This window comes from Cystobacter fuscus DSM 2262, from assembly GCF_000335475.2.
GTDB classification, from domain to species: domain Bacteria; phylum Myxococcota; class Myxococcia; order Myxococcales; family Myxococcaceae; genus Cystobacter; species Cystobacter fuscus.
Window position 1 is genome coordinate 57103 of sequence record NZ_ANAH02000001.1, and the last position, 25480, is coordinate 82582.

At 68.8% G+C, this 25480-nt stretch carries 22 protein-coding genes and 1 riboswitch; of the genes, 6 read left to right on the forward strand and 16 right to left on the reverse strand.

The window, feature by feature from the left end; all coding sequences use genetic code 11:
• Positions 1-11 precede the first annotated feature (11 nt).
• Positions 12-1010: an aldo/keto reductase family protein gene (locus D187_RS00240; RefSeq protein WP_002630075.1), complete on the reverse strand. Its 999-nt coding sequence runs from the start codon at positions 1008-1010 to the stop codon at positions 12-14.
• A gap of 63 nt (positions 1011-1073) precedes the next feature.
• Positions 1074-3386, reverse strand: a complete 2313-nt coding sequence (locus D187_RS00245) for a Tex family protein (protein ID WP_002630074.1) — start codon at positions 3384-3386, stop codon at positions 1074-1076.
• Positions 3387-3647: 261 nt separating this feature from the next.
• Between D187_RS00245 and D187_RS00250 the strand changes: the two genes are divergently transcribed.
• The gene (locus D187_RS00250) at positions 3648-4166 is read left to right on the forward strand and encodes a Uma2 family endonuclease (protein ID WP_002630072.1); all 519 of its coding nucleotides are present in this window, start codon (positions 3648-3650) and stop codon (positions 4164-4166) included.
• Between the two features lie 11 nt (positions 4167-4177).
• Here D187_RS00250 and D187_RS00255 read toward each other — a convergent pair whose 3' ends face one another.
• The 6 genes from D187_RS00255 to D187_RS00280 all read right to left on the reverse strand — a co-directional run bounded on the left by D187_RS00255 (position 4178) and on the right by D187_RS00280 (position 12749).
• Positions 4178-4825, reverse strand: coding sequence for a hypothetical protein (locus tag D187_RS00255; protein ID WP_002630070.1), 648 nt, complete (start codon positions 4823-4825; stop codon positions 4178-4180).
• Between the two features lie 45 nt (positions 4826-4870).
• Complete coding sequence (locus D187_RS00260) at positions 4871-5989, reverse strand: tetratricopeptide repeat protein (RefSeq protein WP_002630068.1); 1119 nt, start codon at positions 5987-5989, stop codon at positions 4871-4873.
• 60 nt (positions 5990-6049) lie between these two features.
• Complete coding sequence (locus D187_RS00265; protein WP_002630066.1) at positions 6050-7276, reverse strand: hypothetical protein; 1227 nt, start codon at positions 7274-7276, stop codon at positions 6050-6052.
• Between the two features lie 189 nt (positions 7277-7465).
• The gene (locus tag D187_RS00270; RefSeq protein WP_002630064.1) at positions 7466-8182 is read right to left on the reverse strand and encodes a hypothetical protein; all 717 of its coding nucleotides are present in this window, start codon (positions 8180-8182) and stop codon (positions 7466-7468) included.
• A 24-nt stretch (positions 8183-8206) separates the two neighbouring features.
• Entirely contained in the window at positions 8207-11404 is a 3198-nt protein-coding gene (locus D187_RS00275) for a TonB-dependent receptor (RefSeq protein WP_002630063.1), read from the reverse strand.
• 61 nt (positions 11405-11465) lie between these two features.
• Positions 11466-12749 carry a M14 family metallopeptidase gene (locus D187_RS00280; protein WP_002630062.1) on the reverse strand — a complete coding sequence of 428 codons (1284 nt, stop codon included), beginning with the start codon at positions 12747-12749 and terminating at the stop codon, positions 11466-11468.
• 124 nt (positions 12750-12873) lie between these two features.
• On the opposite strand from D187_RS00280, the gene D187_RS59680 reads away from it, so the two are divergent.
• Positions 12874-12993 (forward strand): hypothetical protein, encoded by a 120-nt coding sequence (locus D187_RS59680; protein ID WP_497463182.1) that lies wholly within the window; start codon positions 12874-12876, stop codon positions 12991-12993.
• Complete coding sequence (gene sitI6 / locus D187_RS51820; protein ID WP_281171750.1) at positions 12965-13273, forward strand: SitI6 family double-CXXCG motif immunity protein; 309 nt, start codon at positions 12965-12967, stop codon at positions 13271-13273. Before D187_RS59680 ends, sitI6 begins: the two co-directional genes overlap by 29 nt.
• A 171-nt stretch (positions 13274-13444) precedes the next feature.
• Here sitI6 and D187_RS00285 read toward each other — a convergent pair whose 3' ends face one another.
• Positions 13445-14257 (reverse strand): YdcF family protein, encoded by an 813-nt coding sequence (locus tag D187_RS00285; protein WP_002630060.1) that lies wholly within the window; start codon positions 14255-14257, stop codon positions 13445-13447.
• A 223-nt stretch (positions 14258-14480) separates the two neighbouring features.
• On the opposite strand from D187_RS00285, the gene D187_RS00290 reads away from it, so the two are divergent.
• Positions 14481-15008, forward strand: a complete 528-nt coding sequence (locus D187_RS00290; RefSeq protein ID WP_002630059.1) for an ester cyclase — start codon at positions 14481-14483, stop codon at positions 15006-15008.
• Between the two features lie 43 nt (positions 15009-15051).
• Here D187_RS00290 and D187_RS54580 read toward each other — a convergent pair whose 3' ends face one another.
• From D187_RS54580 to D187_RS00305, 4 genes are all read right to left on the reverse strand, one after another.
• Entirely contained in the window at positions 15052-15501 is a 450-nt protein-coding gene (locus D187_RS54580) for a hypothetical protein (protein WP_155893093.1), read from the reverse strand.
• Positions 15498-16109 carry a hypothetical protein gene (locus D187_RS59070; RefSeq protein ID WP_306413552.1) on the reverse strand — a complete coding sequence of 204 codons (612 nt, stop codon included), beginning with the start codon at positions 16107-16109 and terminating at the stop codon, positions 15498-15500. Before D187_RS59070 ends, D187_RS54580 begins: the two co-directional genes overlap by 4 nt.
• Positions 16110-16419: 310 nt before the next feature.
• Positions 16420-17622, reverse strand: coding sequence for a DUF819 family protein (locus D187_RS00300; protein WP_002630057.1), 1203 nt, complete (start codon positions 17620-17622; stop codon positions 16420-16422).
• Positions 17619-18644, reverse strand: coding sequence for a dipeptide epimerase (locus D187_RS00305; protein ID WP_043427633.1), 1026 nt, complete (start codon positions 18642-18644; stop codon positions 17619-17621). Before D187_RS00305 ends, D187_RS00300 begins: the two co-directional genes overlap by 4 nt.
• 66 nt (positions 18645-18710) lie before the next feature.
• On the opposite strand from D187_RS00305, the gene D187_RS00310 reads away from it, so the two are divergent.
• Both D187_RS00310 and D187_RS00315 read left to right on the forward strand, forming a co-directional pair.
• Positions 18711-20108, forward strand: a complete 1398-nt coding sequence (locus D187_RS00310; RefSeq protein WP_002630054.1) for a M20/M25/M40 family metallo-hydrolase — start codon at positions 18711-18713, stop codon at positions 20106-20108.
• A 42-nt stretch (positions 20109-20150) separates the two neighbouring features.
• Positions 20151-21407, forward strand: coding sequence for a C39 family peptidase (locus D187_RS00315; protein ID WP_155893094.1), 1257 nt, complete (start codon positions 20151-20153; stop codon positions 21405-21407).
• Positions 21408-21435: 28 nt separating this feature from the next.
• Here the strand turns inward: D187_RS00315 and D187_RS00320 are convergent, their stop codons facing one another.
• From D187_RS00320 to D187_RS00330, 3 genes are all read right to left on the reverse strand, one after another.
• Positions 21436-22806 (reverse strand): hypothetical protein, encoded by a 1371-nt coding sequence (locus tag D187_RS00320; protein ID WP_002630052.1) that lies wholly within the window; start codon positions 22804-22806, stop codon positions 21436-21438.
• Between the two features lie 251 nt (positions 22807-23057).
• Positions 23058-24152, reverse strand: coding sequence for a recombinase RecA (gene recA, locus D187_RS00325; protein ID WP_002630050.1), 1095 nt, complete (start codon positions 24150-24152; stop codon positions 23058-23060).
• 108 nt (positions 24153-24260) lie between these two features.
• The gene (locus D187_RS00330) at positions 24261-25028 is read right to left on the reverse strand and encodes a hypothetical protein (RefSeq protein WP_051256146.1); all 768 of its coding nucleotides are present in this window, start codon (positions 25026-25028) and stop codon (positions 24261-24263) included.
• Positions 25029-25157: 129 nt separating this feature from the next.
• Positions 25158-25361, forward strand: a riboswitch (cobalamin riboswitch).
• Positions 25362-25480: the final 119 nt, after the last annotated feature.

Consider the following 25480-nt stretch of genomic DNA (forward strand, 5'->3'; position numbering starts at 1 on the left):
GGCCCCTCAGCTCACGGCCGCTTCGGGGGACTCCCGGTGCGCGCGGGATCCCGTTCGGCGACGGGGCCGATGATCTCGTCGATCCGCCGCATCACCTCCGCGCTCAATTTCACCCCCGCGGCCTTCACGTTCTCCTTGACCTGCTCGGGCCGCGAGGCGCCGATGATGGCCGAGGAGACGTTCGGGTTCTGCAGCACCCACGCCACGGCGAGCTGCGCCAGCGACAGCCCCACCTCGTCCGCCACCGGCTTGAGCTGCTGTACGCGCTCGAGGATCTCATCGCGGATGAAGCGCTTGACGAAATCGGCTCCGCCCTTCTCGTCCGTGGCGCGGCTGCCCGGCGGCGGCGCCTGTCCCGGGCGGTACTTGCCCGTGAGCACCCCTTGGGCAATCGGGGAATAGACGATCTGCCCCACCCCCAGCTCCTGGCACGTGGGCACCACCTGGGCCTCGATGATCCGCCACAGCATCGAGTACTGCGGCTGGCTGGACACGAGCTGGATGCCGAGCTGCCGGGCCAGCGTCACGCCCGCGCGGATCTCCTCCGCCTTCCACTCGGACACGCCGATGTAGAGCGCCTTGCCCTGACGGACGATGTCGGCGAACGCCTGCATCGTCTCCTCCAGGGGCGTCTCGTAGTCGTAGCGATGCGCCTGGTACAGGTCCACGTAGTCCGTCTTCAGCCGCTTGAGCGAACCATGGATGGATTCCATGATGTGCTTGCGCGACAGGCCCCGGTCGTTGGGCCCCTTGCCCGTCGGCCAGTAGACCTTGGTGAGGGTCTCCAGGCCCTCGCGGCGTTGTCCCGCGAGGGCGCGGCCCAGGACCGCCTCCGCGCGCGTCTCGGCGTAGACGTCGGCGGTATCGAAGGTGGTGATGCCCTCGTCGAGCGCCGCGCGGACGCAGGCGAGCGCCGCGTCCTCCTCGACCTGGGAACCATGGGTCAGCCAGTTGCCGTAGGAAATCTCGCTGACCATCAGACCGCTGCCGCCAAGATGTCGGAAGTGCATGGGGGAGACTTAATTCGTCCCCCTCCCCCTGTCCGCTCCAAACCGCCCTGGATGCTGGCCGGGTCAGCGCTTGAGCTTGCTGAACGGATTGTTGAAGGGCTCGGCCGAGGGCTTCGGCGCCGCGGGAGCCTTGCCGCCCCCCTGCTTGCTCATGGGCGCATGGGACGGGCCCGAGGGGCGGCTGGACGGGGCCGCGGGACGGCTGGAAGGCGCCGTCGCCGGAGTGCCCTCGGTGAGCGCGCGCACGGACAAGCCGAGCCGCTTGCGCACCAGGTCCACGTTCACCACCTTCACCGTCAGCCGATCCCCTACCTTCACGGCCTCGGACGGATCCTTGATGAAGCGGTTGGACAACTGGGACACGTGCACGAGCCCATCCTGGTGCACGCCCACGTCCACGAAGGCGCCAAAGGCCGTCACGTTGGTGACCACGCCCTGCAACACCATGCCCTCCTTCACGTCCTCCAGCTTCTGCAAATCCTCGCGGTAGGAGGGCGCGGTGAAGTCGCCGCGCGGATCGCGGCTGGGCTTCTCCAGCTCGGCGAGGATGTCCTTGAGCGTCATCTCCCCCAGGTCCGGCCCGAGGTAGCGCTTGGGATCGATCTTCCGCACCAGCGCGGCGTTGCCCACGAGCTGCTTCACGTCCACGCCCAGGTCCTTCGCCATGCGCTCGACGACGCTATAGCGCTCGGGGTGCACGGCGCTCGCGTCCAGGGGCTCCGGGCCGTGGACGCGCAGGAAGCCCGCGGCCTGCTCGAACGTCTTGGGGCCGAGCCCACTCACCTTGAGGATCTCCCGGCGCGTGGTGAAGCGGCCCTTGGCGGCGCGGTGGGTGACGATCTTCTTGGCCAGCGTGGGGCCAATGCCCGACACGTGCTCGAGCAGCTGCGGCGACGCCGTGTTGACGTCCACCCCCACCGCGTTGACGCACGAGTCCACCACCTCGCCCAGCTTCTTCTTGAGCTGCCCCTGGTCCACGTCGTGCTGGTACTGGCCCACGCCGATGCTCTTCGGATCGATCTTCACCAGCTCCGCGAGCGGATCCTGCAGGCGCCGACCGATGGACACCGCGCCGCGCAGCGACACGTCCAGGTCGGGGAACTCCTCCCGGGCCACCTCGGACGCCGAGTAGATGGAGGCGCCCTGCTCGCTCACGGACACCACGGGCACATTCACCCCGAGCACCTTGAGCACCTCGCGCACGAAGCCCTCCGCCTCGCGGCTGCCCGTGCCATTGCCCACGGCGATGAGCTCCGGCTTGTGCTTCTGGATGATGGCGCCGCACTGCCGCGCCGCCGTGGCGCGCTCGTTGGCGCCGCGCTCGGTGTAGAGCGTGGCCGTGTCCACGAGCTTCCCCGTGGCATCCAGCATGGTGGCCTTGACGCCCGTGCGCAGGCCCGGATCCAACGCGAGCACGGCCCGGCCACCCGCGGGTGGGGACAGGAGCAGGTGGCGCAGGTTCTGACCGAACACGGTGATGGCCTCGCGGTCCGCGCGCTCCTTGAGCTCGTTGCGCAGCTCGCTCTCCAGCGAGGGCCCCATGAGCCGCTCCCACGAGTCCTCCACCGCGGCGCGCAGGTGCGGGGCGAACGGAGACTGGGGCTTCGTCACCACGCGCGAGGCGAGCGTGCCCTTCACCTCGTCATCCGGCAGGGCGAGCTGGAGGCGCAGCACCTCCTCGGCCTCGCCGCGCAGCAGCGCGAGGATGCGGTGCGAGGGCGCCTTGGACAGGTCCTCCTCGTGGTCGGCGTAGTTGTCGAACTTGGTGGCCTCGCCCTTCTTGGCGGCCACGACGGCCGAGCGCAGACGGCCCTTGTTCACGCACAGCTCGCGCGCGGTGCGGCGCAGGCCCGCGTCCTCGGCCACGCGCTCGGCGCAGATGTCGCGCGCGCCCGCCAGCGCCGCCTCCTGGTCCGGCACCTCCTTGTCGGCGTGGATGAACGGGCGCACCCGGGTGGCCACGTCCTCGCCGCGCGCGCCCTCCTGCTTCCAGAGCAGGTCCGCCAGCGGCTCCAGGCCCCGCTCCCGGGCGATGGCCGCGCGGGTGCGGCGCTTGGGCTTGTAGGGCAGGTACAGGTCCTCCAGCTCCGTGCGCGTCTTCGCCCGCTGCAGCGCCTGGGTCAGCTCGGGGGTGAGCTTCCCCTGCCCCTCGATGGAGCGCAGGATGGTTTCCCGGCGCGCGTCCAGCTCCTCGCGCTCGGCGGCGCGGTCGAGGATGGTCTGGATCTGCACCTCGTCCAGGCCCCCCGTGGCCTCCTTGCGGTAGCGGGCGATGAACGGAACCGTGGCCCCCTCGGCGCTCAGCGCCAGGGTACGGTCCACCTGCTCGGCCTTGAGGCCCAATTCCTTCGACAGCTCGATGGCGTAGACGTGCATGGCGACTCGCACCCTACACCATCCCACACCCGATGGCGAGGCCCCGTCCGGGAGCCCTCCCCCACCCCGCCCATATAAGGAGGGACCGGGCGGGCCCGTGGCACACGGATCCTCACTGGGAGGAATCCGGCCCCCGCGTTGCACGAGCCGCGGGCCATGCTGAATTCTTCCCTCATGCCTCCCCGCGACCCGCCAGGCTCCGACGCCACCGAACGCAATGCCCCGTCCGTGGAGGCGGCCTTCCAGGCGTCTCCACCTGAGATGGTGGCGGAGATCCTCGACGGGGAGCTGCACGTCAGCCCTCGCCCCGCCCGTCCGCATGCCAACGTGGCATCGAACCTCGGTGGCCTCATCACGGTGCCCTTCAAGCTTGGCAGGGGCGGACCGGGCGGGTGGGTCATCCTCGTTGAGCCGGAGCTGCACCTCGGCCCACGCCCGGACAAGCTCGTCCCGGACCTCGCGGGCTGGAGGCGAGAACGCCTGCCGGATGCGCTCGGCGGGGACGACGCTCCAGCGCACTACGACCTCGCTCCGGACTGGGTGTGCGAGATCCTCTCCGAGCGCACGCGGCAGAGGGACAAGGGGCCCAAACAGCGCATCTACGCCCGGGAAGGGGTCCAGCACATGTGGCACGTGGACCCGTTGGCCCGCACGCTCGAGATCTTCCGGCTCCAAGGCAGCCAATGGCTCCTGGTCGACTCCTTCTCCGGAGAGCAGCGGGTCCGCGCCGAGCCCTTCGAGGCCATCGAACTCGAGATGGCGTTGCTCTGGTCCACGTGAGGCATGCCTCCTCACCCGTCGAGCACGAGCTTTGAGAACCACGGCTGACGGACCGAGGTGATTGTCCGGAGCACATCCGCCCGCCGCTTCACCCAGGCGTAGCGGAGCCGGTACCCGGAGGGGAGTTCCTTCCAATAGGTGGCCCGCCAGGGCACCAACACCTCCCCCTGCTTCGACTCCGGAAGGGGCTGCTCGGTGCCGCCGTCGTCCATGCAGCGCTGAAACGCCGCCTCCGCGGCCTCACGGCTGGAGGCATTGATGATGCCCTCCTGTGGTTCGAAGCCATCGTATGAGACGTAGCGGCTCCAGTCTGGCCGGGCGTAGTGCTCCCAGGTGATCCCCCCGCGAGCGGTCAACAGAAAGCCAAAGCCCTCGGGGTCACGCGGCTTGCTCCCAGCCAATGCTCGCGCGATGTCCTCGCGGGTGCGCGCCACCTGCCCCCCATCCACGGACTGACGAATCTGTATGAGGTCACGCTCACACAGCGAGGCCAACTTCTCGCACAGAGCCTCGGGAGAAAGGCCATGTGAACGACGCATGTTCAACGCCACCGCCACATCGGGAAGCAGCAGCATGTAGAGCGGCGTACCGAATTCCGCCACGACTTCCAGGAACCACAGGTCATCCTTGTCAATGACGGCGGGAGGAGCAGAGGACATGGAACGCGAAAGCATCCCATCTGCTCGCGCGCGGAGCCACCCCGCTCAAGCCTCGCCCAGCTTCTGGAGCAGGGCCCGGGCATGGCCGTGGAAGGGATGTTCGGCGGGCAGAGAGCTCACGAGCCGCCGCGCCAGCTCGGCGCTCTCGGTGGTCCTTCCACCCTTGGAGCATGCCACCGCCAGGTTGAAGACCGGCTCGGGCCGGGTGGGCGCGCGCCGCCGGGCCTCGCGCAGCACCTCGATGGCGAGCGCCGCGTGCCTCTGGCCCCTCCGCAGCAGGAACAGCCCCAGATCGTTGCACGCCTCCCACGCCTTGGGATCCATCCCCATCGCCTCTTCATAGGCGCGGATGACCCCGTCCTCATCCGGCCGGAGCTGGGACTCGCGGGCCTTGGCCTCCAGGAGCTTGAGGGTCAACGAGCGCACGCCCTTGCCTTCCGCCTCCCGCACGAGCGCCAATGCCTCGCGATTGCGGCTGCGGCCCAGCAGCTCCACCACCTGTTCGATCAGGGCGGCGTTTGGATCCGCGGCCGGGGCGGGCGTGGGCAACGGCTCGCGAAGCACCGCCGCCTCGGGCACCAGTTCCAGGCCCCGCTTCAAGAGCCGCTCGGCGGAGCGCACCTTGCCCCGCTGCGCCAACAGCTCGGCCAGGAAGCGCCACGCCCGAGCATCCCGCGCGTCCAACCGCAAGCAGCAGACGAACTGACGCACCGCGGGCCGGACCCGCTCCCCCATCGCCCACGCACGACCCAGCTCGAAGCGGTAGGAGGGTGCCTGGGGATCGATCGTCACGGCGCGCTCCAGCGCCTCGCGCGCGGCCTCGGCGTTGCCCAGCCGGAGCAACACCACCCCCAGGCCATACCAGACCTCGGGCCGGTCATCGCCCTGGGCGGCGAGCGGCAGGTAGAGCGTCCTGGCCACCTCCCAGTCCTCGCGATGGAGCGCCAGGGCACCCCGCACGAGCGCCACGTCCCGCCGCGCGCCATGAGCGTCCGCCTGCTGGAGCAGGGACTCGGCCCGAGCCCCATCGCCCTCCACCAGCGACACCCTGGCCAGCGCGACGAGCGCCTCCCCATCGTTGGGATTGCGGCTCAACCGCTGAGTCGCCAGCACCGCGGCCTGCTTCACCTGGCCCATCGCCAACATCTCACCGAGGGATGGCATCACGACTCCTGGACTCGAGAACTCACGAACGGGCCGCCAGCGGGGGACGGCCTCGACTCATCACGTGGGGTGGGATACCTGGGGGAGCCCGGGCGCCGTGGCCATCTGGCTCGACTTGAGCAGGGCCCCGAGCGCCGACTTGGAAGGGCCGGTCATCGGGCCCGTGCTCGCCGCCGGGAGCGCGGGCGACAGGCCCATCAGTCCGGAGTTCACCAGTCCCTGCTTGATCGAGCGCTTCGGGTGGTGGCTGGTGTCGAGCGCCACCTCGGTCCTGACGCGAGTGCCCACGCCCATCGCGGCCTTCACGTCCGTGGCGAGCGTGAACTTGCCCTTGTCGAACCCGGCCCTGCCGCCGGCGGTCGCCACCGCGCCCGCGACCGCGCCCAGGGTGACGGAGCCGTGCATGCGGCCCAAATGGCCCCCGAAGGTGGCATTGGCCTCGGCGGACGCCCCCGTCCCGACCCGGCCCGCCACCAGGAGCGTGCGGTTCTTCGGATCGAAGGCCGCGCTGCCCTCCGCGACCGCCAGGGCGGAGGCCCTCGCCGACCCTGTCGCGTACGCACCGACGTGCTCGTTGAAGTCATGGCTCACCTGGCCCGCGACCCCCACCGAGGTCTCGGCCTTGAGGAACGCATTCGCCGTGTACACGTGGTTGCGCGTGTCGAGGCTGTAGCCCGCCTGGCCCTGCACCTTGAGGGCATTGGCGTCGGCGACGAACTGCACTGAGCTCGTCCCCAGGCGGCCATCGTGCTGCGCGTTGGCCACGAAGGAGGCGTTGGGCCCGTTGGCCTCGCCCTGGACGTACAGTTGGTGGGAGCCCTCGGCGTTGTGTTTGACGGTCTTCAGGTTCGCCGAGCCGGCCTGCGCCGTCAGCGTGGCTCCCGGGAGGTTCTTCTCCACCTTGGGGCCCTGGGCATCGACGAGCGTGTTCGGCTTGGCGCCCGTGGCCGGCTGGAAGGGCGCGGGGCCCGGCAGGTTGACCGCATTGCCCGAGCTCGCGAGCATCCCATTGTTGTTGTTGACGGGGACGAGCAGCGCACCGCCCGGGGTGCCGGGGGTCGGCTTCTTCGCCACCGTCGGCGCGCTCGCCGGAGCGGACGCCTGGGGCGACGCCGAGGGGGGCAGAGCCGGCAGCGGCTTGTTGAGGTTGGGCGCGGGGGCGTTCTTCGGCTGGGCCCCGGGGGGCATGGGCAGCGGCTTGGACTGCGAGAGTTGATTGGGCTGCGAGGAGGAGGGAGCGTGGGTCCGGTGGAACAGCGACCTGGGTGAGTGGAAGCGAACGCTCATCACGAAGTCCTCGAGTGAAACCAGTACGTACTCAGCGCACGTACTGGTTATATGTAGGATTATCGCCCCTAGAGTTCGCGGAGTTTCCGAGCGCGGAGCGAAAGCCTGTCACTCAAAGCTTTTGAGAAAAAGCGCCTGGGAGTGACGCTTTTTCTCACATCCGAAGAAAGAGCCGCCCGACGCCTGGGGCTACGGAACGGAAGGCACCTCGCCCGTGAGCACGCAGAGGAGGGCGATCGGATCGCACTTCACGGGGAAGCTCGGGTTGATGCCCGAGCCGCGCAGGCGCCTGGGCGGGTCCGCGTAGGGATCGCACTTGGACTCGTCGGGCTGATTGTTCGTGGCGCAAGACACCACGGGCCAGATGCCGCGCACCGTGTACTGGGCGGTGCACCCGTTCTCCGTGTAGCGCAGGTCCGCGATGAACTGCGTGCCGGGGATGGAGGGGGTGTTGTAGATGCGCAGCCCGGACCACTCGTACGTCAGCGCCTTGGCCCCCTCCGACGAGGACGCGAGCGTGACGAGTTGCGTGGGGTTGAGGACGGGCACCTCGCAGAAGTTGTCCGGCCCCGGGGCCTCGGTCGTCAACGCGCCCACGGAGTTGGGCTGGTTCGCGGCCGCGGGGTCCAGCATCGCCTCCTTCACCAGCTTGCCCACCCGCGCGGTGCGCAAGCTCACCGAGTCCAGTGCCCCCTCCTCACCGAGGTACTTCTGCAGGCCCACCGGCTCGGACTTGAGCTGGGCGCAGGCGCGTGCCGGATCCTCCCCCGGCTTGAGCGAATAGGTGGCCGCGAACGAGCCGGGGGCGCCATCGGACACGGCCCTCGCCACCACGCATTGCGGATCCTGCCTTTGGGCCCCACAGGCGCCCAGGAGCAACCCCAAACCAATCAGTCCACGCTTCATGATGTCTCTCCGGAGCGCACGCGCCTAGAAGCTCAGCCTCACGCCCAGGCGGACGGAGCGCGGCGCCTGGTAGGCGATGGGGCGTTTGAAATTGGGGTTGATGTCCGCGCTGGTGATGAGGGGGTTGCTGGCCGCCGAGGAGCGCACGAGGCACCCGGTGTTGCCCGGCTCGGCGCAGCTCGCCACATCCGCGGGCTTGCCGCCCTCCTCGATGGGGAGCACCTGGGTGAACGTGAATACTTGATCCACGTCCGTCACCTGCTGGAAGTTGAAGAGGTTGAAGACATCCAGGGTGACGCCGAGCGAGGTGTCGCGGCCGAGCCGATAGCTCAGGCCCAGGTGCCCGTCGATGTTGTGGACCCACGGAAGCCGGCCCGCGCTGCCACGCGGCAGGATGAACGTCTCCGCGCCACTGCGCCGCGGGTGGTAGCCCAGGTAGTTGAGCGGCGAGCCCGAGCGCACCCGGTAGCTCCCACCGAGGTCGATGTTCACGTCGCGCGACACGCGGAACTCCTTGGCGCCGAAGGCCTTGAACGCGTGCGTGCGATCTCCCGGCAGTGGCCCATCGCGGTTGGTGGTGAGCGACAGCAGGTCGAAGTCGCGCGTCAGGTTGGGAGACAACTGGTTGGTGTCCGCCCGGAAGAGGCCCGAGTAGTTGCCACGCAGCGAGGACGCCGTGTAGCTCACCTGCGCCAGCCACGAATTGGAGAAGGTCTTGGTGTAATAGACATTCACCGCGTCGTAGTCGCGACGGGCCAGGGGAAAGTCCGACGAGGTGCCCTTGCCGGGATTGCCCAGGAAGAAGGTGCTGCCGTCGTCGCGGCTCATGTCCTCGATGACGTCATTGAGGTAGCGCTTCGTGTAGGAAGCGCCCAGGCGGCCGAACACGAGCTCGTACTCCGCGCCCACGACGAGCTCGTCACTGGACTGCGCCCGGATGTGGGGATCCACCGGCACGCGGTCTCCGCCCTGGGCGATCCAATACTGGTTGGGGTTCTCCGGGTTGCCCCTGGGCTGCCGGTTGCTGTTCGAGTTGCAGGCGCCCCCCGGCGCGAGGTCGCCCGGGCGGGAGGGGTTGCAGGCGGGAGCGTTGTAGTAGGCCGACAGCAGCCGCTGCTGGGGGAAGGACAGGTCGGCCATGTCGAGCGGGACGTTCTCGTAGAAGCGCGCGAAGTTGGCGTAGAGCTTCGAGCGGCCCTGCTGGGTGAAGTCATAGATGACGCCCAGGCGGGGCGACCACTGGTGGGGCAGGCTCAAGCCCACCTTGCCATCCAACCCCCAGATGGTCTGCGTGTCGTAGCGCACGCCCACGTTGACCGTGACCTTGTCGAGCACGGACCAGCTGTCCTGCACGAAGCCGCCCAGGGTCATCGAGGTGGACGTGCCCTCCTTGTTCGGGTCGAACACGGGCACGTCCGGCGCCTCGAGGTAGCCGTACTGGTTCTGGGTGTAGAAGCACGAGCCGTTGCCGCACTCGACCCAGGGCGCGAGGCCCGTGCGCACCCGGTTGTTGTAGAAGCTGGCGCCCTCGCCATCGAAGCCGGCCTTGAGCACATGGTGACCCAGCGCCTGGAACAGGTACGTCCCCAGCACCTTGCCCTGATAGCGATTGAGCTCCGAGACACTGAGGGTGCCGGGCCCTCCCGTCGTGTACGAGGAGACCGGGCAGCGCCCGCCCTCACAGACGGAAGGATCCGGGAGGCGCTCGAACTCGGTGATGGAGTGGTAGCCCGGGTTGCTCGTGCGCCGCCAGGAGATGTTGGACTGGGAGGAGAGGCCCCAGCCGCCGGACAGCCCCGAGCCATCCGTCGGCAGCGTGGAGGCCTGCTGGTGGTGCCAGCCCACCGTCGCGTCGAGCAGCAGGGACTTGTCGAAGAAGGACGAGGACTGCTTGGCCACCACGTCCATCGCGCCCCCCGTGCGAAGGGTGGCGATGGACTCATACGCCCCCTGCACGTACGCGGTGCACGACAGCCCGCTGGTGCACACCTCCGGGGCTCCATCGCGGCTGAAGGAGTAGCGGCCCGGGCCGCCGGACTGGTTGGGCGTGCCATACACCGACACGCTCAGGGTGTGGTCCGGGTTGAAGAGGTAGGTCAGCTTGCCGATGTACTGCAGGGTCCGCTCGTCCGCGAAGCGCTCCACCCGGGTGCCCTCGATGGGCGTGGCGCGCTGGAGGCCGGTGACCGGATCCGTCTGGGCCGCCCCCACCTTCGCGCAGCCGATGGCGGGATTCACCTCCGTGCACAGGGTCAAGGCGCTGATCTGCCGGGCGACCTGGATGCGATTGAACGAGGGCGCCGCGCCCGCGTAGAACCAGAGCTTGTCGCGCAGGATGGGGCCGCCCAGCTCGAAGCCCACGTCCCCCTGGTTCCACGGCGTGCCCTGCGCGGAGATGACGCTGCCGGCCCGTCGGATCTCCAGCCCCGGCGTCTGCAGGAAGCCCGGGGCGATGGTGCCGAAGACGGAGCCATGGAACTCGTTGGAGCCGGACTTGGTGACCACGTTGAGCACCCCGCCCGTGGAGCGGCCGTACTCGGGCATGTAGCCCCCGGTGATGACGTTGACCTCCTTGATGAACTCCACCGACAGCGGCGTGCCGATGGTGCCCACCGAGGGATCATTCACCGACAGGCCATCCACCACGTACTGGCTCTCGGGCGAGGTGCTGCCATTGATGCTCACTCCGAAGGCGTCCTCCTGCGCGCCCGGAGCCAGTTCGGCCAGGGACTCGAAGGAGCGCGACGCCGAGCCCTTGCTGCCCGGGCGGATCAACGCGAGGTTGCGCAGCTGGGCGGTATCCACGCTCACCCCCTGCGTGCTCGAGCCCACGTCCACCGTGGGCGGCGTGGCCACGACGATCACGTCCTCGCTCAGGCCCGCCTCCGGCAGCAGCTCCACGTTGAAGCGGATGGTGCGATCAATCCGCAGCTGGATGTCCGTCCGGGAGTAGGGCTTGAACCCCTCGCGGTCCACCCGGAGGGTGTAGACGCCCGGCGGCAGTTGCGGAATGCGGTAGAGACCGCTGGCGTCCGACACCACCACCTGCTCGCCCTGGAGGCTCGGCGAGGAGGCCGTCACCACCGCGTCCTGCAAGGCCTGCTTGTCCGCGCCGTTGATGATCTTCCCGACGATGACCGCCGTGCCCTGCGCCATCGCGCTGGTGCCCCACAGCAACAACAGCACACACCACGCGCGCACGCGTCCTACCTGCGAGTTCACGGTCGTTCCCCTCCTGGGATGCGGAGGGGAATCCTTTGCCATATTTCTTGGGAACTGGGAATCAGCGCTCGTAACGGATGACCCGCTCCACGCGGTGGTTCCCGAAGGAATCCACCGGCCGCAGCACCATCAACTCCGCGGGTTGCTCCGTGCGCACCACACGGGCGCTCCGGGGAGGCAGCGGCAACACCTGTCCGACCGTCACGTCCCCGGGCGGGAGCGGGACGACCGTGAGGCCCGAGCCGTCCACCACCTCCATCGCCCCCAGGACGCTCAGGTCGCCCAGTTCCTCGACGGTTCCCGTGAGCACGATGCACGGGGCACCCTGGCGCTGGCGCAGCGCCCGCTGCGCGACCACCCCGATGTCCGCGACGAAGGCGTCTCCCGCCTCGCCAAACACCCGGGCGCCCCGGATGAGCAGGTGGAGGAGACCGTTGCTTCGATTGAAGGGAATGGACTCGTAGCGGCCGACGTCGGCGTGCTCCGCGCTGCCCTGGGCGAGCGACTCCAGGGCGGACACCAGGGCCACGAAGGTGAGCCGGAGCATGGGCTCATCGGGCTCGGGAGAGGGCCAGGGGCCCGTCTCGATGAGCACGGTGGGCGTGCCCCAGCGTCCCAGGTTGTCGCCAAAGGCGCGCGCCTCGAAGGAGTCATCGAAGCGGCCAAGCTGGCCGGGGATGAGCGGCTCCAGGGCATCGCGGATGACGGCGCACACCTTCTTGGCGAACACCCGCCCGGGGTTGTCGTTGCGCGCGGCGTCAAAGGGAGGAGCCAGCACGGAGATGGAGGCGGGCCGCCCCGTGTCGCCCACCGCCGTGCGCCAGCTCTGGTCGTGGAGGTTGAAGCCGAGCGCCGGCTGGAGCCGGTCGCGCACGGCCTTGAGCGTGCGGCCCTCGGGCGTCTGGAGCGCCAGCGCGTCGCGGTTGATGTCGATGCCTTGCGCGTTGCGTCGCTGGAAGCGCTCGGCGCCATCCGGGTTGAGCAGGGGGAGCGCATGCACGGTGAGCGAGGAGAGCCAGCGCGCGACGCGGGGGGAGTGGCGGTGGCGGTGGACGTACTCGAGGACATCGAGGAGCGCGGTGGTGGCGGAGGGCTCGTCTCCGTGCATCTGGGACCAGAGCAGGAGGTGGAGCGGGCCCTGGCCGAAGCGCACGAGTTCGAGCGGCCGGCCCTCCACCGAGCGACCCACCTCCTCGAGGTGGAACAGCTCCGGAGCGGCGTCGCGCAGACGCCGCAGCGCGGCACCCACGTGGGGCTGGCGCACGAGGGCGGGGGGCGGCAGATCCCCGGGGTGGACGTCCGCCCAGAGATCGAGGAGTTCACGGGAGGGGGTGGGAACGATCATGAGCGCAGTGTCCTCGCGATGGCGTACCGCGGAGGTTGCCACGGGAGTATGACGGAAGGTCATGCGGCCTGAATCCATCCGCCATGCCCTCGATGTAGCAAGCAACACGGTGTGGGGGCCGTGGATGTTGGCGCTCCTGCTGGGAACCGGTGTGTTCCTGACGATCCGGCTCCGGTTCGATCAGGAGGTGCGCTTTCGGGAGGCCCCGCGGGCCACTGAACACCCGCCAGACAGACCTGCCTGACTTGCACGAGTTGGAGCTCCTTCCCCAGGGCCGACTCCACCCGGACTGCCTTCCAACGAAGCGCGCTCCTCCCTGCCCACGCTGCGGTCGAACCGGACTCTCCTTGCCTGATGAGCTTCTGCTCGATGCCGAGACGCTACCAGCTCACATGGACCTGTTCCGGCTGGAGGACTTCTCTTCCGTAATGGTCTGCACCGAGCGCTTCTTCGCAACCCGCCAGCGGTCGGGCCTGGATGGAGTCGTGTTCCAGCCACTGCCCACACGGACCTCAGCCACATAGCGGCCTCTGAAGTCCCATGGGCTCCGTCGGCTGGCGACTGGCTCCTCCCCAGATGTCGCGCCTGGATGCGAGAGGCGGGCCTTGAGCCCGGCGAGGTGGTGCCGACCCTCGTGCACTGTGGCGTGCTGCCGGCGCGCAAGCCGGGCCAGCCTTCACGCTAGAGGCGCTCCGTCAGCCGGGCTTGCGCACCAGGGAGCCGAACTCCGGGAGGAGCTGGCGGTAGGCCTCCAGGATGTCCTCGGGCACGTCCACGTGGGCAATGAACCCCTTCCCACGAGGGCCATAGCCCGCCTCGTCATCGTGGAGCCGTGGAATCTCCCCCAGGAGGAGGGAGATGAAGCGCTCCACGCTCCAGATCGGCCCGGCATCAATCCCCGGCTCGATGGCGAACGCGCCGTCCCGCACGACGAGCTGGGGAACGAAGGGCGCATGGCTGATGAGCTGGATTCCTTCCGCCTGGGCGTTCCAGTACAGGTCGAAGGACGCGTGGGTCCTGAGCTGCATGGTCGGGTCCTGCACCAGGATGACGGTGCGTGGCGACAGCCCGAGCTGCTTCAAGACGCGTCTCGACTGGATCGCGTTGTCGCCGCAGTTGGTCGACACGGTTTCCAGGAGGATGTCGCTCGGCACCAGCCCCGCGGTGCGGGCGGAGATGTGGGCCATGATTTCCGCTTCGCTCCTGCCCTCCAGCTCGAGGTCCGAGTACCGCGGCTCCTCGCGGACCGCCGCCCTCAACATCGCGGTCGAGTGACCGATACCGCCGGCGATCATGAAGCGCTCGGCGATCCCCGAAGCGAAGGCGGCGGCGGCCCACTCGGCGGTTCGCGGCAGGCTGCTGCCCAGCAAGAGGAGCAGGTCCGCCCGCTCGATCCCCGCGCTCGTACGCAGAGCGGCCTTCGTCAGCGCTCCGAGATCACGGCGGGCCAGGAACGTGGCGATCCGATTCAGCATGTGTACCGCGCCAATGTTTCCCTGGGTCGTCATGCGAGGCTCCTGCTCCGGGGTCCTTCCGGTGAGGCGCCTCTTTTAGTGAGGGGAACATCGATATGCCAGGGCCGGAGTGGCATCGGCGGGCGTTCCAATCGAGCAACAGTGAAGCACGCTGAAGTCATCTAGTCGCTCGGGTGCAACGCCGACATATTGCTCTTCGAACAGCGCGACGGCGGGCTGGGCCCGACGTCACGCATCAACCCGGAGAAGCACCATCATGATCACTCGACCCCTGTTGCTCACGTTGTCGTTGCTCGGCACTGCCCCCTACACGAATCCGTGGCAGGAGTTGGAGCAGTACCGGGAGGACGCGCGCCGGGTGCGCGAGAACCTCGCCACCTTCGACACGCTCGACTTCGATGTGTTCACGAACCAGAAGTGGGACCAGCTCCATCACAGCCACGGCAAGAACATCATCGTCCACTGGCCCGATGGTCATCAGACGCAAGGGATTGACGTCCACATCGAGGACTTGAAGGCGATGTTCGTGTACGCACCGGACACGCGCATCCAGGTGCATCCCATCAAGTTCGGCTCGGGGGAGTGGACGAGCGTCATCGGGGTGATGGAGGGAACCTTCACCCGGCCCATGCCGCTGCCGGATGGAACGAGCATCCCGCCGACGGGCAAGTCGTTCAGGCTGGTGATGAACACCGTGGGCCGCTGGAAGAACGGCGTCATGGTCGAGGAGTACTTGTTCTGGGACAACCAGACGTACATGCAGCAACTGGGGCTGGCGCCGTAGCGCTGACGTGAGGACCCTTCCTGGGGTCCTTTGACACGGGCCCCTATGCGGTGAGAGTACAGACAAAACCCAGCAACTCGGCCCCCTCACAACATCGAAGAGCACACTCCCGATCATCGCTCTCCACTGCTGTTTCACCCAAGCCAACCAGTCGATCAACCAAGCGGCCTGCCTCATCCACCGCGAGGCCACCATCCTCCGAGAGCAAGTGAACCAGAGATTCCCGACTCGCGTTGGGTCTCAGGCCAGTGAAATAGATCTTCGGTCCCCTCACGGCGGCATATAGTCCGATACCCGCACCGAGTTCGCGCACCTGTTTCGCGACCATTTCATTGGGGACCTCGATCATCTCCACTGGTCGAGCAACAATAGAATCCACGATCCGCTTGGAAACACCAAGCGACAGCTTGAGCTCACGACGAAGAAGATGAACGAGATCCACTGAGCGCGGCTCGTCCTTCCAGCCCGAGAATACGAGTTGAATGGTGCTCATTTCACCCTGACTCGAATTGGACGAGGAATGTGACCGGGGCGCGCTCCCGTCGTTCGCGTCGCACCTTGAATGATGACTTCGCTTGCGCCACGTGATCGCCCGAACTCGCGGATGATCTCACCCATTTCCCTCAAACCGCTTGTTCCGGCGCCCTGACCTTGAATGTGGGTTTGATCAAGCGTGATCGTCTCCTCATTGGTTTCGATGTTGCCTATGATTCGAATTTCGCCATTCTCACCTTCTGCGACGATCTCAATCACCCCCTCCTCTTCCTTGACCTCGGTAATCCTCGGTCCCTGCTCCTTCGTGTTCTCATTGAACAGCGGCGTGAAAGATTCCGTTTCAGGTACGGGCTTCGTTTCAGGCACGGGCCTTACTTGGGGACGGCCCCTCTTCTCATATGCATCCAGCGCCTCTTTGATCGCGAATCCCACCACCACCACGCCCGCCACAACCACCGCTCCCACGACGATCTCCGGCGCCGCCAGGACGCAGAGTCCGACGCCCGCGGCAGCGGCACCCACTGAGGCGATCGCGCATCGTCCCATGGTGTCGTGAAATTCGATCCGGTCATGGTCGAGGGCATGAAAGCATCTCTCCGCCAGCACGGACCAGGGCTCGGAAGCCTCCTGGACGGCGCACCGCCCCCCATCCATCCAGGGCAGCGTCGCCGCTCGCTGGAGGTTGGTGAGCCGCGGGTCCCAGGCCGCTGGCTCTCTTGGGCTGGGGGCTGACGTAGCGCAGGCTGAGACATAAAGCAGAAGCGCGATGCACGCTCGGAAACGCATGGCCACGTCCCCCAAGGGTATATCAGGCGTTCCAAGGCCTCATCCGACGAGGCACGCACTCAATACAACCAACTGAACACTTGCTCTCATGTAACACTGGTTTATAGCATTCGACGTCGAACAGATGAATTCAGTGTAGCCAATTGTACACTTGTTCCAGCATCACCGCGCACACGAGCCCGCCGTAGGTGCCCAGCACATAACCCGCCACCGCCAGCATGACGCCCACCGGAGCCAGCGCGGGGTGGAAGGCCGCGGCCACCACGGATGCCGAGGCCGCGCCCCCCACGTTCGCCTGCGAGCCCACCGCCGCGAAGAAGATGGGCGCGCGCAGCCACCGCCGTGCCGCCAGGATGAAGCCCGCGTGGATCGCCATCCACACCAGCCCCACCGCCACCATCGCCGGCGCGTCCAGCAGCCGCCGGAAGTCCGCCTTGGCCCCGATGGTCATCACCAGTACGTAGAGGAACAACGCACCCACCCGGCTCGCCCCCGCCCCCTCCAGCTCTCGCAGGCGGGTGAAAGACATCGCCGCCCCCACCGTCGTCACCAACAACACCACCCACGTGAAGCCAGTGATGAAGGTGCCCACGTCCGGCAGGTGCCGCGCCACCTCCGTGCACACCACCGTCGTCCCGAGCCCCAGGGTGAGCAGCCACACCAGGTCCGACAACGTCACGGGCCTCGCCACCGAGGCCTGGAAGTGCGCCACCTGCTCGCGTACCGCATCGAGCGCCCGCCGGTCCGCGCCCATCCGCGCGTCCATCTTCAACTCCTGGCCCGCGAACCACAGCAGCACCGCCGTCCACAGGTTCGACACCCCCACGTCCACCACCACCATCATGCTCAACGTGTCCTCGTGCGCCCCGATGCTCCGCCCGATGGCCACGAAGTTCGCGCTCCCCCCGATCCACGAGCCACTCAGCGCCGCCAATCCCTTCCATGCCTGATCTCCCAGCTCCGCCGGCATCCACCGGCCCAGCAGCAGATAGGCGATCGGCCCCCCGAGCATGATGCCCGCCGTCCCCGCCAGGAAGGGCACCACCGCGTTGCGCCCCAACCGGGCAATGGCTCCCAGGTCCATCGACAACACCTGGAGCACCAGGCTCGCGGGCAGCAGGTACGCCGACACGAAGCCATACAGCGGCGATTGTGTGGGAATGACCCCCGTGTTCGAGAGCAGCGTGGGAATGAAATAGACGAGCACCAGCAGGGGCACGACCTTGAAGAAGCGCCCGAGCACCGGGTGCCGCTCGACGAAGAGCAGCAGCGCCAACACGGCCAGCAGCACCGTGAGCACCGCCATGGGCTCCTGGATGAGCGGTCCGCTCATGGTTGGGATGGGGGCTCCACGCCGAGCCCGGGCCCATCCCCCAGACGGATGCGCCCGTCCACCACCGGGTGCCCCTGGAAGGGATCCGCCGCCAGCAGCAGGTTGCCGTCCAAATCCAACCAGTCCGCCAGCGGCCCCAGGTGCGCCGCCGCCGCGATGCCCACCGACGTCTCCACCATGCACCCCAACATCACCTTCAGCCCGCACGCGCGCGCCGTCTCGATGATGCGCAATGCCTCGCGGATGCCCCCGCACTTCTGCAGCTTCACGTTGATGCCGTGATAGCCCTCGGCCAGCCGCGGCACGTCCGAGGCCTTCATCAGCGCCTCGTCCGCCACCAGCGGCAGCGGCGAGCGCTCGCGCAGCCACTTCGCGCCCTCGACATCCGCCGCCGGCAGGGGCTGCTCCACCAGTTCCACTCCCCGCTCCGCCAGCCACTCGATGTGACGCAGCGCTTCCTCGGGGCCCCACGCCTCGTTGGCGTCCACCCGCACCACCTTGGACGTGGCCTCCCGCACCGCGCCGAAGGTCTCTCGCACCGCCTGTGCGCCCAGTTTCACCTTGAGCACCGGATACGGCTCCGCCTCGCGCACCTTGCGCGCCAGCGTCTGTGCGTCGTCGATGCCAATGGAGAAGGACGTGATCGGCATGCGCGCCGGATCCAGCCCCAGCATCCGGTAGAGCGGAACCCCCAGGCGCTTGCCCGCCAGGTCATGCAGCGCCACGTCCAACGCCGCCTTGGCCGCATGGTTTCCCGGCAGGGCCTCGTCGATGCGCTCGGAGAGGACCCGGAAGTGCCAGGGGTCCCCCTCGAGCGCCGGAGCGAGCCGCCCGAGCGCCTCCGTCACCGTGTCGGCGGACTCCCCATAGCGCACGTTCGGCGCCGCTTCGCCCCGGCCCACCACCCCGTCCACGCTCAGCTCGACGATGACGTTGCGTTTGAAGGTGCTCGTCCCCCGCGCGATCGTCCAGGCGTGGCGCAGGGGAAGCTCGAGGACTCGGACATCCATGGGGAGTGGCATGCGGAGGACCCTGGGAAAGGAGCCGCATTAGCACAGCCCCGAGCGACTCCCCTAGACTCCCCACGCATGCGCCCCCTCCTGTTGGCCCTCGCCCTCCTGTTCGCGCCCGGCCGCGGACTCGCCGCCAGCGCCCCGCCCCCGGCGAAGGGAGAGATGCGCGCATTGCTCGCCGAGCTCATCGCCGTGGACACCTCCAACCCTCCCGGCAACGAGGCCGCCGCCGCCCAGGTGGCCGCGCGATGGCTGCGCGAGGCCGGCATCTCCTCCGAGCTCGTCGAGGCCACTCCCGGACGTGCCCACCTCCTCGCCCGGCTGAAGGGCTCCGGCGCCGCGAGGCCCCTGCTCGTGCTCGCCCACCTCGACACCGTGCCCGCGCGGCGCGAGGAGTGGGCCTCCGATCCCTGGACGCTCACCGAGCGCGACGGCTTCCTGTATGGGCGCGGCGTCCAGGACAACAAGGGCATGGCCGCGGCCAGCATCCTCGCGCTGCGGCGGCTCGCGCGAGAGGGAGGGAAGCGCTCGCGCGACGTGGTGCTCGTGCTCAGCGCCGACGAGGAGGTGGGCTCCCAGGCTGGCATCGACTGGCTGCTGGAGCGCCGCCCCGAGCTGCGAGAGGCGGAGTTCGCCATCAATGAAGGCGGGCTCACGGAGCTGAGCGAGGACCGCCGCCAGGTGCGCTTCGTCAACCTCCAGGCCGCCGAGCGCGTCTCGCGCCACATGGTGCTCCGGGCCACCGGCCCCGGTGGTCATTCCTCGGTGCCGCCCGTCACGCCCTCGCCCCTGGTGCGGCTGGCGGCGGCGGTGGCCCGCGTCGGCGCGGTCACCTTCCCCCCCCGGCTCACTCCCGTGACCCGGCTGAACATCGAGGGCCGGCTCAAGGTCACGGGCGGCGAGACGGGCGAGGCCCTCAAGCGGCTCGCCGCCACTCCAGAGGCTCCGCCCCAGGACGCGGTGGACACGCTCGCGCGGCTCGAGCCCGCCCTGGCCGCCGTGCTGCGCACCACGTGCGTGCCCACCGTCTTCACCGCGGGCACCCGCCCCAACGTCATCCCCGCCACCGCCGAGGCCACCCTCAACTGCCGGCTGCTCCCGGACGACGAGCCCGAGCAGGTCCGCGCGCGGCTCGTCGCGGCGATCGCCGACCCGGACATCCAGGTGGAATGGAACGCGCGGCCCCTGGACTCTCCCGCCTCGCCCGTGGGCGACAACGCGATGTTCCGGGCCGCCCGCGCCGCCGCCGCCCGGGTCTGGCCCGGCGCGCCCGTCTTCCCCCGCATGTCCACCGGCACCACCGAGTCCACCGCCCTGCGCCGCGCGGGCATCCACGCCTACGGCATCGATCCCTTCGCCCTCACGCCGGAGGACGCTCGCACGGCCCACGCCCCCAACGAGCGCATCCCCGTGGCCTCGCTCCAGCCCGGCGCCGACTTCGTCCACCGGCTCCTGTCCGAGTTGGTGAAGTGAGCCCCGGCGCCCTCCCCTTGCGCTTCATCCCGAGAGGATCTCATGACGACTTTCCCCAAGGCCCCTGTCCGCGCGTCCCTGGTCCTCCTGACGGCCGCGCTGACGGCGTGTAGCTGGCAGACCCGGCCCTCATCCCCCGAGGAGACAACACCCGTGGCGAGAATCTGGAGGAAGAGCGCCCAGGCGCGCGACTTCGAGCACTTCACCCGCGAGGGCACCCGGCTCACCCCGGAGGGCCAGCTCGAGCTGGATCCCTCCAGCCCCGCCCCCGCGGATCCCTTCCCGGGCCACACCCTCCCCGGCACGGACAGTCCCCTGCCCGAGGGGGGCGCGCTCGTGGGCCGGGCCCGCTCCGAGGTGCAAGCCATGCCGGGTGGCTTCGACAACGTGGTGCCCTCGTTCGACGTGCTCACCCCGCCGGGCACCTGGGTGCGGCTGACGCTCGCGGCGCGCGTGGAGGGCGAGTGGACGAAGGACTACGACTTCGGCGTCTGGGCGCTCGAACCGGGCACCGTGACGCGCCACAGCGTGGAGCGCCAGGAGGACGCGCGGGGCAAGGTGCTCACCGACACCCTCGTGCTCAAGCAGAAGGCGGACGGGCTGCGGATGACGGTGTGGCTCTTCTCCACCCAGCCCGGCACGAGCCCCCGCGTGCGCGCGCTCGCGGCGGCGGTGACCGACACGGGCCGCACCGCGCCCGAGGAGCCCTCGGACCAGCGCGCCTGGGGCACGGTGCTCGAGGTGCCCGGCCGCTCGCAGATGCTCTACCCGCCCCATGGCGGTGCCTGGTGCTCCCCCACCTCGGTCTCCATGCTGCTCGCGTACTGGAGCCACCGGCTCAGCCAGGACGCGCTCCAGGTGAGCGTGCCCGTGGCGGCCGCCTCCGTCCATGACGCGGTCTATGGGGGCACGGGCAACTGGCCCTTCAACACCGCCTATGCCTCGGCGCTGGCGGGCGGAGCGCTCCACGGGCTGGTGGCGCGCTTCGACACCTTCACCCAGGTGGAGCGGCTCATCGCCCAGGGCATCCCCGTGAGCATCAGCGTCGCCTACGAGCGCGGCGAGCTGACCGGCTCGCCCGTTCCCCGCTCGGATGGGCACCTGCTCGTGGTGAAGGGCTTCACTCCCCAGGGCGACGTCGTCTGCAACGACCCGGCCTTCCCCAGCGACGACACGGTGAGCGTGACGTACCGCCGCGAGGAGTTGCTGCGGGCGTGGGACCATTCGCGCCGCTCGGCCTACCTGCTGTGGCCCGCGGGAACGCAACTACCCCCGGGCGCGCTCACCTTCGTGCCCTGAGCCGCACGGCGCGGCTCCAGGCCCGCGCTCACGGCGCGCGCAGCTCGTCGATCTGCGCGAAGCGGGCGAACGTCATGTCCGCGCCCGCCGTGCACTTGATCTCCCCGGGGCCGGGATTCGAGCCACCGCCGCTGATGTCCTGCGCGCGGTACGCCACCCGGGGCAGGCCCTCCTTGCCCAGCGCGATCGACGGACTGTGCAGGAACCAGCCCCCCGCGATGTTGCAGTCGGGATAGGGGATGATCTTGTCCTTCTCCATGTCCGCGGCGAACTCCACCTTGGCCAGGTTCCACTTCGACTTCGTCTCGTCGGTGCAGTTGGCGTCACAGTGGGCGATCACGATGTTGTAGCCCGCCGCGTAGGCGATGCGCGGTTGATCCTTGCTGTCGAGCGCGAGCTCGAGCCCCGCCTTGAGCTCCGCGCCTCCTTTGTCGGACGGCAAGAGGATCTGCGCGAACCAGCCCTCCGCGGAGGTGCAGTTCGTGTCGCACTCCAGGTAGAGCAGGTTGCGGCCGCTGCCGTCATCGCCCATCAGCGCCAGGCGCGGCTTGCCCTGGCTCGAGAGCCGCAGCGACATGGCCGGGTACATGCGGACCGCCTCGGAGAAGCCGTAGAACGTCTTGTAGAGGGCCGTGCCCTTCCAGTTGGCGGCCGACGCGCAATCCGTGTCGCACTCGTAGTAATAGCTCAGGTGATTGCCGCCATCGACGAGCTCCGCCTTGACCAGGCGCGGCTGGCCCGAGGGGGTGAAGCGCAGCGAGTTCATCTGCCAGTTGCGCGCGGAGATCTGCCCCTGGGTCCAGCTCGCCGGGTTCTGGCAGTTGTTGTCACACTGCACATAGAAGGTCGCGGGAGTCGGCGCCCCGATGCCGATGCTGCGGTAGCTGTGCATGATGAAGCGCGGCTTGCCCTGGGGCGTGACGGCGAAGGCGTCTCCGGAGACCTCGCGCTCGCCGCCGTGCTCGATGATGGGCGTCACCGTCCACGAGGCGCGCTGGGTGCAGTCGCCCGAGCACGTGGCGTAGTAGACGCGCTCGTGGGTGCTGAGCAGCACTTGCGGCTTGCCGTCCGGACCGACCGCCACCCGGGCGTTGTCCACCGTGCCCTGCGTCTCCAGGTGCACCACCTTGGCCTGCTCGACCGAGCTGCAATTGGACGGGCAGAACGCGTAGTAGGCATCGCCCCGGGAGTAGGCCGGGTAGACGATGTGGAAGTTGCCCTGCGCATCCGCCTGGATGTGCGGATCCCCCGTGTTGCGAGGCTCGCCCGTGGGCAGGAAGAACTGGCTCGTCTTGCTGACGGGGCCGTTGGGATTGTCCTTCCCTCCACACGCGGAACAGGCCACGAAAACCACGGCACAGACGGCGGCGAACAGGGCGGTCTCGATGCGACGCATCATGCGGCTCCTTGTCTCCAGTACCTCACCGCGGCGCGGCCCGCGGTTGGGGACAGAGACCTTCCGGCGGAAGGCCCACCGTTGTCCACAGAGAACCACCACGCCCCCTCCAGGAGTGTCGGACCGAGGCGCCCCTCGCCACCCAGGCCAGGGTCCCGCCAGACGGCGTCGGAGCCGAAAAGCGAAGGGGCCGCCCCCCGGTGAAGGGAGACGGCCCCTGGGACTTCAGGCACGACAGGCCATGAAGGCGTGGACTACTTCACGGCCTTCACGCGCTGGCGCTTCTCGGTGTGGCCCTCGGCCGCGGGCTCGCCATCCGTCGGAGGCGGCACCGCCGCCACGGCCGGCTTGCCGATGCCGTACTTCTCGTACACCTGCCGCTCCACTTCCTTCATGACCTCGGGATGGTCACGCAGGTAGTCCTTGGCGTTCTCGCGGCCCTGGCCGATGCGCTCTCCCTTGAAGGAGAACCAGCTGCCGCTCTTCTCGATGATGTTGTCCGTCGACGCCAGGTCGATGAGGTCGCCCTCCCTCGAGATGCCCGTGCCGTACATGATGTCGAACTCGACCTCCTTGAAGGGAGGCGCCACCTTGTTCTTCACCACCTTCACGCGGGTGCGGCTGCCCACCACGTTCTCGCCATTCTTGATGGCGCCCACGCGGCGGATGTCCAGGCGCTGCGACGCGTAGAACTTCAGCGCGTTGCCGCCCGTCGTCGTCTCGGGGTTGCCGAACATCACGCCGATCTTCATGCGGATCTGATTGATGAAGATGACGCACGTCTGGCTCTTGCTGATGGTACCGGTGAGCTTGCGCAGCGCCTGGCTCATGAGGCGCGCCTGCACGCCCATGTGCGCATCGCCCATCTCGCCCTCGAGTTCCGCCTTCGGCACGAGCGCGGCCACCGAGTCCACCACCAGCACGTCGATGGCTCCCGAGCGCACCAGCATCTCGGCGATTTCCAGCGCCTGCTCGCCGGTGTCCGGCTGGCTCAACAGCAGGTCATCGGTGCGCACGCCCAGCTTGCGCGCGTAGCCGATGTCCATGGCGTGCTCGGCGTCGATGTAGCCCGCCACGCCGCCGCGCTTCTGCGCCTCGGCCACGATGTGGAGGCACAACGTCGTCTTACCCGAGGATTCCGGCCCGTAGATTTCCACGATACGGCCCTTGGGCACGCCACCGACGCCCAAGGCGATGTCGAGCGAGACGCTTCCCGTCGAAATGGCCTGAACATCCCTCACCAGCGGCTCCTCGTTACCGAGCCGCATGATGGACCCCTTACCGAACTGGCGCTCCACCGCGGACATCGCCAACTCGATCGCCTTCTCCTTCTCCGGATTCACGGCCATTTCGTCTTGCTCCTTGCGTATGCGGCGAGCCACCCCGGCTCACCTGAACTCACGTTTAGTACGCGATGGGAAAACCCTAGTCCATCCGTCTGACATGACCCAGAACGTTCAGCGTCGTGTCCGCACGAGCAGCAGGCAGGCCACCAGCCCGCCCAGGCCACTCGCCGCTCCGTGATAACCGGCGGGCCCCCCCAAAAACACCTCGACGAGGGAGAGCAGGAGCAGCACGAACAGGCCCGCCCGCCTGGAGGGAGAACGTTCAGGGGCCAACAGGGCCATCATCAGCCCCATCAGCGCCAGGCCCATGAGCACCACCAGGAACGGCCCCAGCCCCCCCACCTCGGAAGCCACCTCCGGGGGCAGGGCCCACCACTGCCCGACGAAGCCCACCCCCAACGCCCCCGCCGGCACCACGCCCGAGGGCAGCGCCGGGCCGCGCCGCCGCCGGGTCCACGCCCGGAGATGCTCCAGGTCCTCGGGACTCACCTCCAGGGCATAGGGAAAGCCGAGCCGCGTCAGGGACTCGACGGCCGCGCTCCGGCACGTCCGGCCCCCCCGCTCCACCAGCCCCTCCAACTGGCCGCTCTCCAAGAGGTGCAGGAGCAGATCCGCCACCTCGCGCGAGCCGCCTCCCTCCCCCAGCGCCTCCAGTTGGGCGCCCAACTGACCGGCCAGTACCTCCCGCTCGTCCCCCGTGGCGTTCCGGGCCGCCTCCACCAGGCGTGGCACCTCGCGCCGCGTCGCCTCCGGAAGGGACGCCTGGGGGGAATCGGGGAGCGGCTCCCAGGAGGCCAGCGACGGCACCTCCGGCTCCCGCCCGGCGTCACGGACGCGCGGGCCCGGAGAGAGGGGGTGGGGAGGGCGGAGCGTGCTCATGGCTCATGAAGGTAATGATCGCCTCTTATCGAAGCCGACGCGTTCCGCCCAGAGCAGCGCCCCCGTCGGGCACCCGACAACCCCCCCCGGCGCGCGCCGCTTTTTTGGACAGGTGGGGCACCTTCCGCGAATGTAGCGCTCGTCGCTGGTGCCCGGACGCACGTCGCCCGGGCTCAAAAGGGAATCCGGTGCGAATCCGGAGCTGCCCCGCAGCGGTCAGCGAGAACGAAGCCGTCCACACCACTGGCTCCTCGGAGTTGGGAAGGGGACGGTGTAGGCGGCATCACCCCAACGCTCGCGAGCCCGAAGACCTGCCAACGACCCGCGTCCGGGAGAGACATCCCGGGGCGGCGCAGACCTGGAGTTCCTCGGGGGAGGGACGCGGTCCAACACGCCACGAGCGCCGCTCGTCGCGTGCGGGCTCCCGTTGCTCTCCTCACCCGTCCGGGCTC

What these genes read in the sequence shown, in the direction of transcription:
- D187_RS00245 (WP_002630074.1), bottom strand. Translation starts at nt 3,386, where the DNA reads ATGCACGTCTACGCCATCGAGCTGTCGAAGGAATTGGGCCTCAAGGCC.
- D187_RS00260 (WP_002630068.1), bottom strand. Translation starts at nt 5,989, where the DNA reads ATGCCATCCCTCGGTGAGATGTTGGCGATGGGCCAGGTGAAGCAGGCC.
- D187_RS00290 (WP_002630059.1), top strand. Translation starts at nt 14,481, where the DNA reads ATGATCACTCGACCCCTGTTGCTCACGTTGTCGTTGCTCGGCACTGCC.
- D187_RS00320 (WP_002630052.1), bottom strand. Translation starts at nt 22,806, where the DNA reads ATGATGCGTCGCATCGAGACCGCCCTGTTCGCCGCCGTCTGTGCCGTG.
- D187_RS00280 (WP_002630062.1), bottom strand. Translation starts at nt 12,749, where the DNA reads ATGATCGTTCCCACCCCCTCCCGTGAACTCCTCGATCTCTGGGCGGAC.
- D187_RS00285 (WP_002630060.1), bottom strand. Translation starts at nt 14,257, where the DNA reads ATGACGACCCAGGGAAACATTGGCGCGGTACACATGCTGAATCGGATC.
- D187_RS00330 (WP_051256146.1), bottom strand. Translation starts at nt 25,028, where the DNA reads ATGAGCACGCTCCGCCCTCCCCACCCCCTCTCTCCGGGCCCGCGCGTC.
- D187_RS59680 (WP_497463182.1), top strand. Translation starts at nt 12,874, where the DNA reads ATGTTGGCGCTCCTGCTGGGAACCGGTGTGTTCCTGACGATCCGGCTC.
- D187_RS00270 (WP_002630064.1), bottom strand. Translation starts at nt 8,182, where the DNA reads ATGAAGCGTGGACTGATTGGTTTGGGGTTGCTCCTGGGCGCCTGTGGG.
- D187_RS00310 (WP_002630054.1), top strand. Translation starts at nt 18,711, where the DNA reads ATGCGCCCCCTCCTGTTGGCCCTCGCCCTCCTGTTCGCGCCCGGCCGC.
- D187_RS00300 (WP_002630057.1), bottom strand. Translation starts at nt 17,622, where the DNA reads ATGAGCGGACCGCTCATCCAGGAGCCCATGGCGGTGCTCACGGTGCTG.
- D187_RS54580 (WP_155893093.1), bottom strand. Translation starts at nt 15,501, where the DNA reads ATGAGCACCATTCAACTCGTATTCTCGGGCTGGAAGGACGAGCCGCGC.
- D187_RS00240 (WP_002630075.1), bottom strand. Translation starts at nt 1,010, where the DNA reads ATGCACTTCCGACATCTTGGCGGCAGCGGTCTGATGGTCAGCGAGATT.
- D187_RS00315 (WP_155893094.1), top strand. Translation starts at nt 20,151, where the DNA reads ATGACGACTTTCCCCAAGGCCCCTGTCCGCGCGTCCCTGGTCCTCCTG.
- D187_RS00255 (WP_002630070.1), bottom strand. Translation starts at nt 4,825, where the DNA reads ATGTCCTCTGCTCCTCCCGCCGTCATTGACAAGGATGACCTGTGGTTC.
- D187_RS00265 (WP_002630066.1), bottom strand. Translation starts at nt 7,276, where the DNA reads ATGAGCGTTCGCTTCCACTCACCCAGGTCGCTGTTCCACCGGACCCAC.
- D187_RS00305 (WP_043427633.1), bottom strand. Translation starts at nt 18,644, where the DNA reads ATGCCACTCCCCATGGATGTCCGAGTCCTCGAGCTTCCCCTGCGCCAC.
- D187_RS00250 (WP_002630072.1), top strand. Translation starts at nt 3,648, where the DNA reads ATGGTGGCGGAGATCCTCGACGGGGAGCTGCACGTCAGCCCTCGCCCC.
- recA (WP_002630050.1), bottom strand. Translation starts at nt 24,152, where the DNA reads ATGGCCGTGAATCCGGAGAAGGAGAAGGCGATCGAGTTGGCGATGTCC.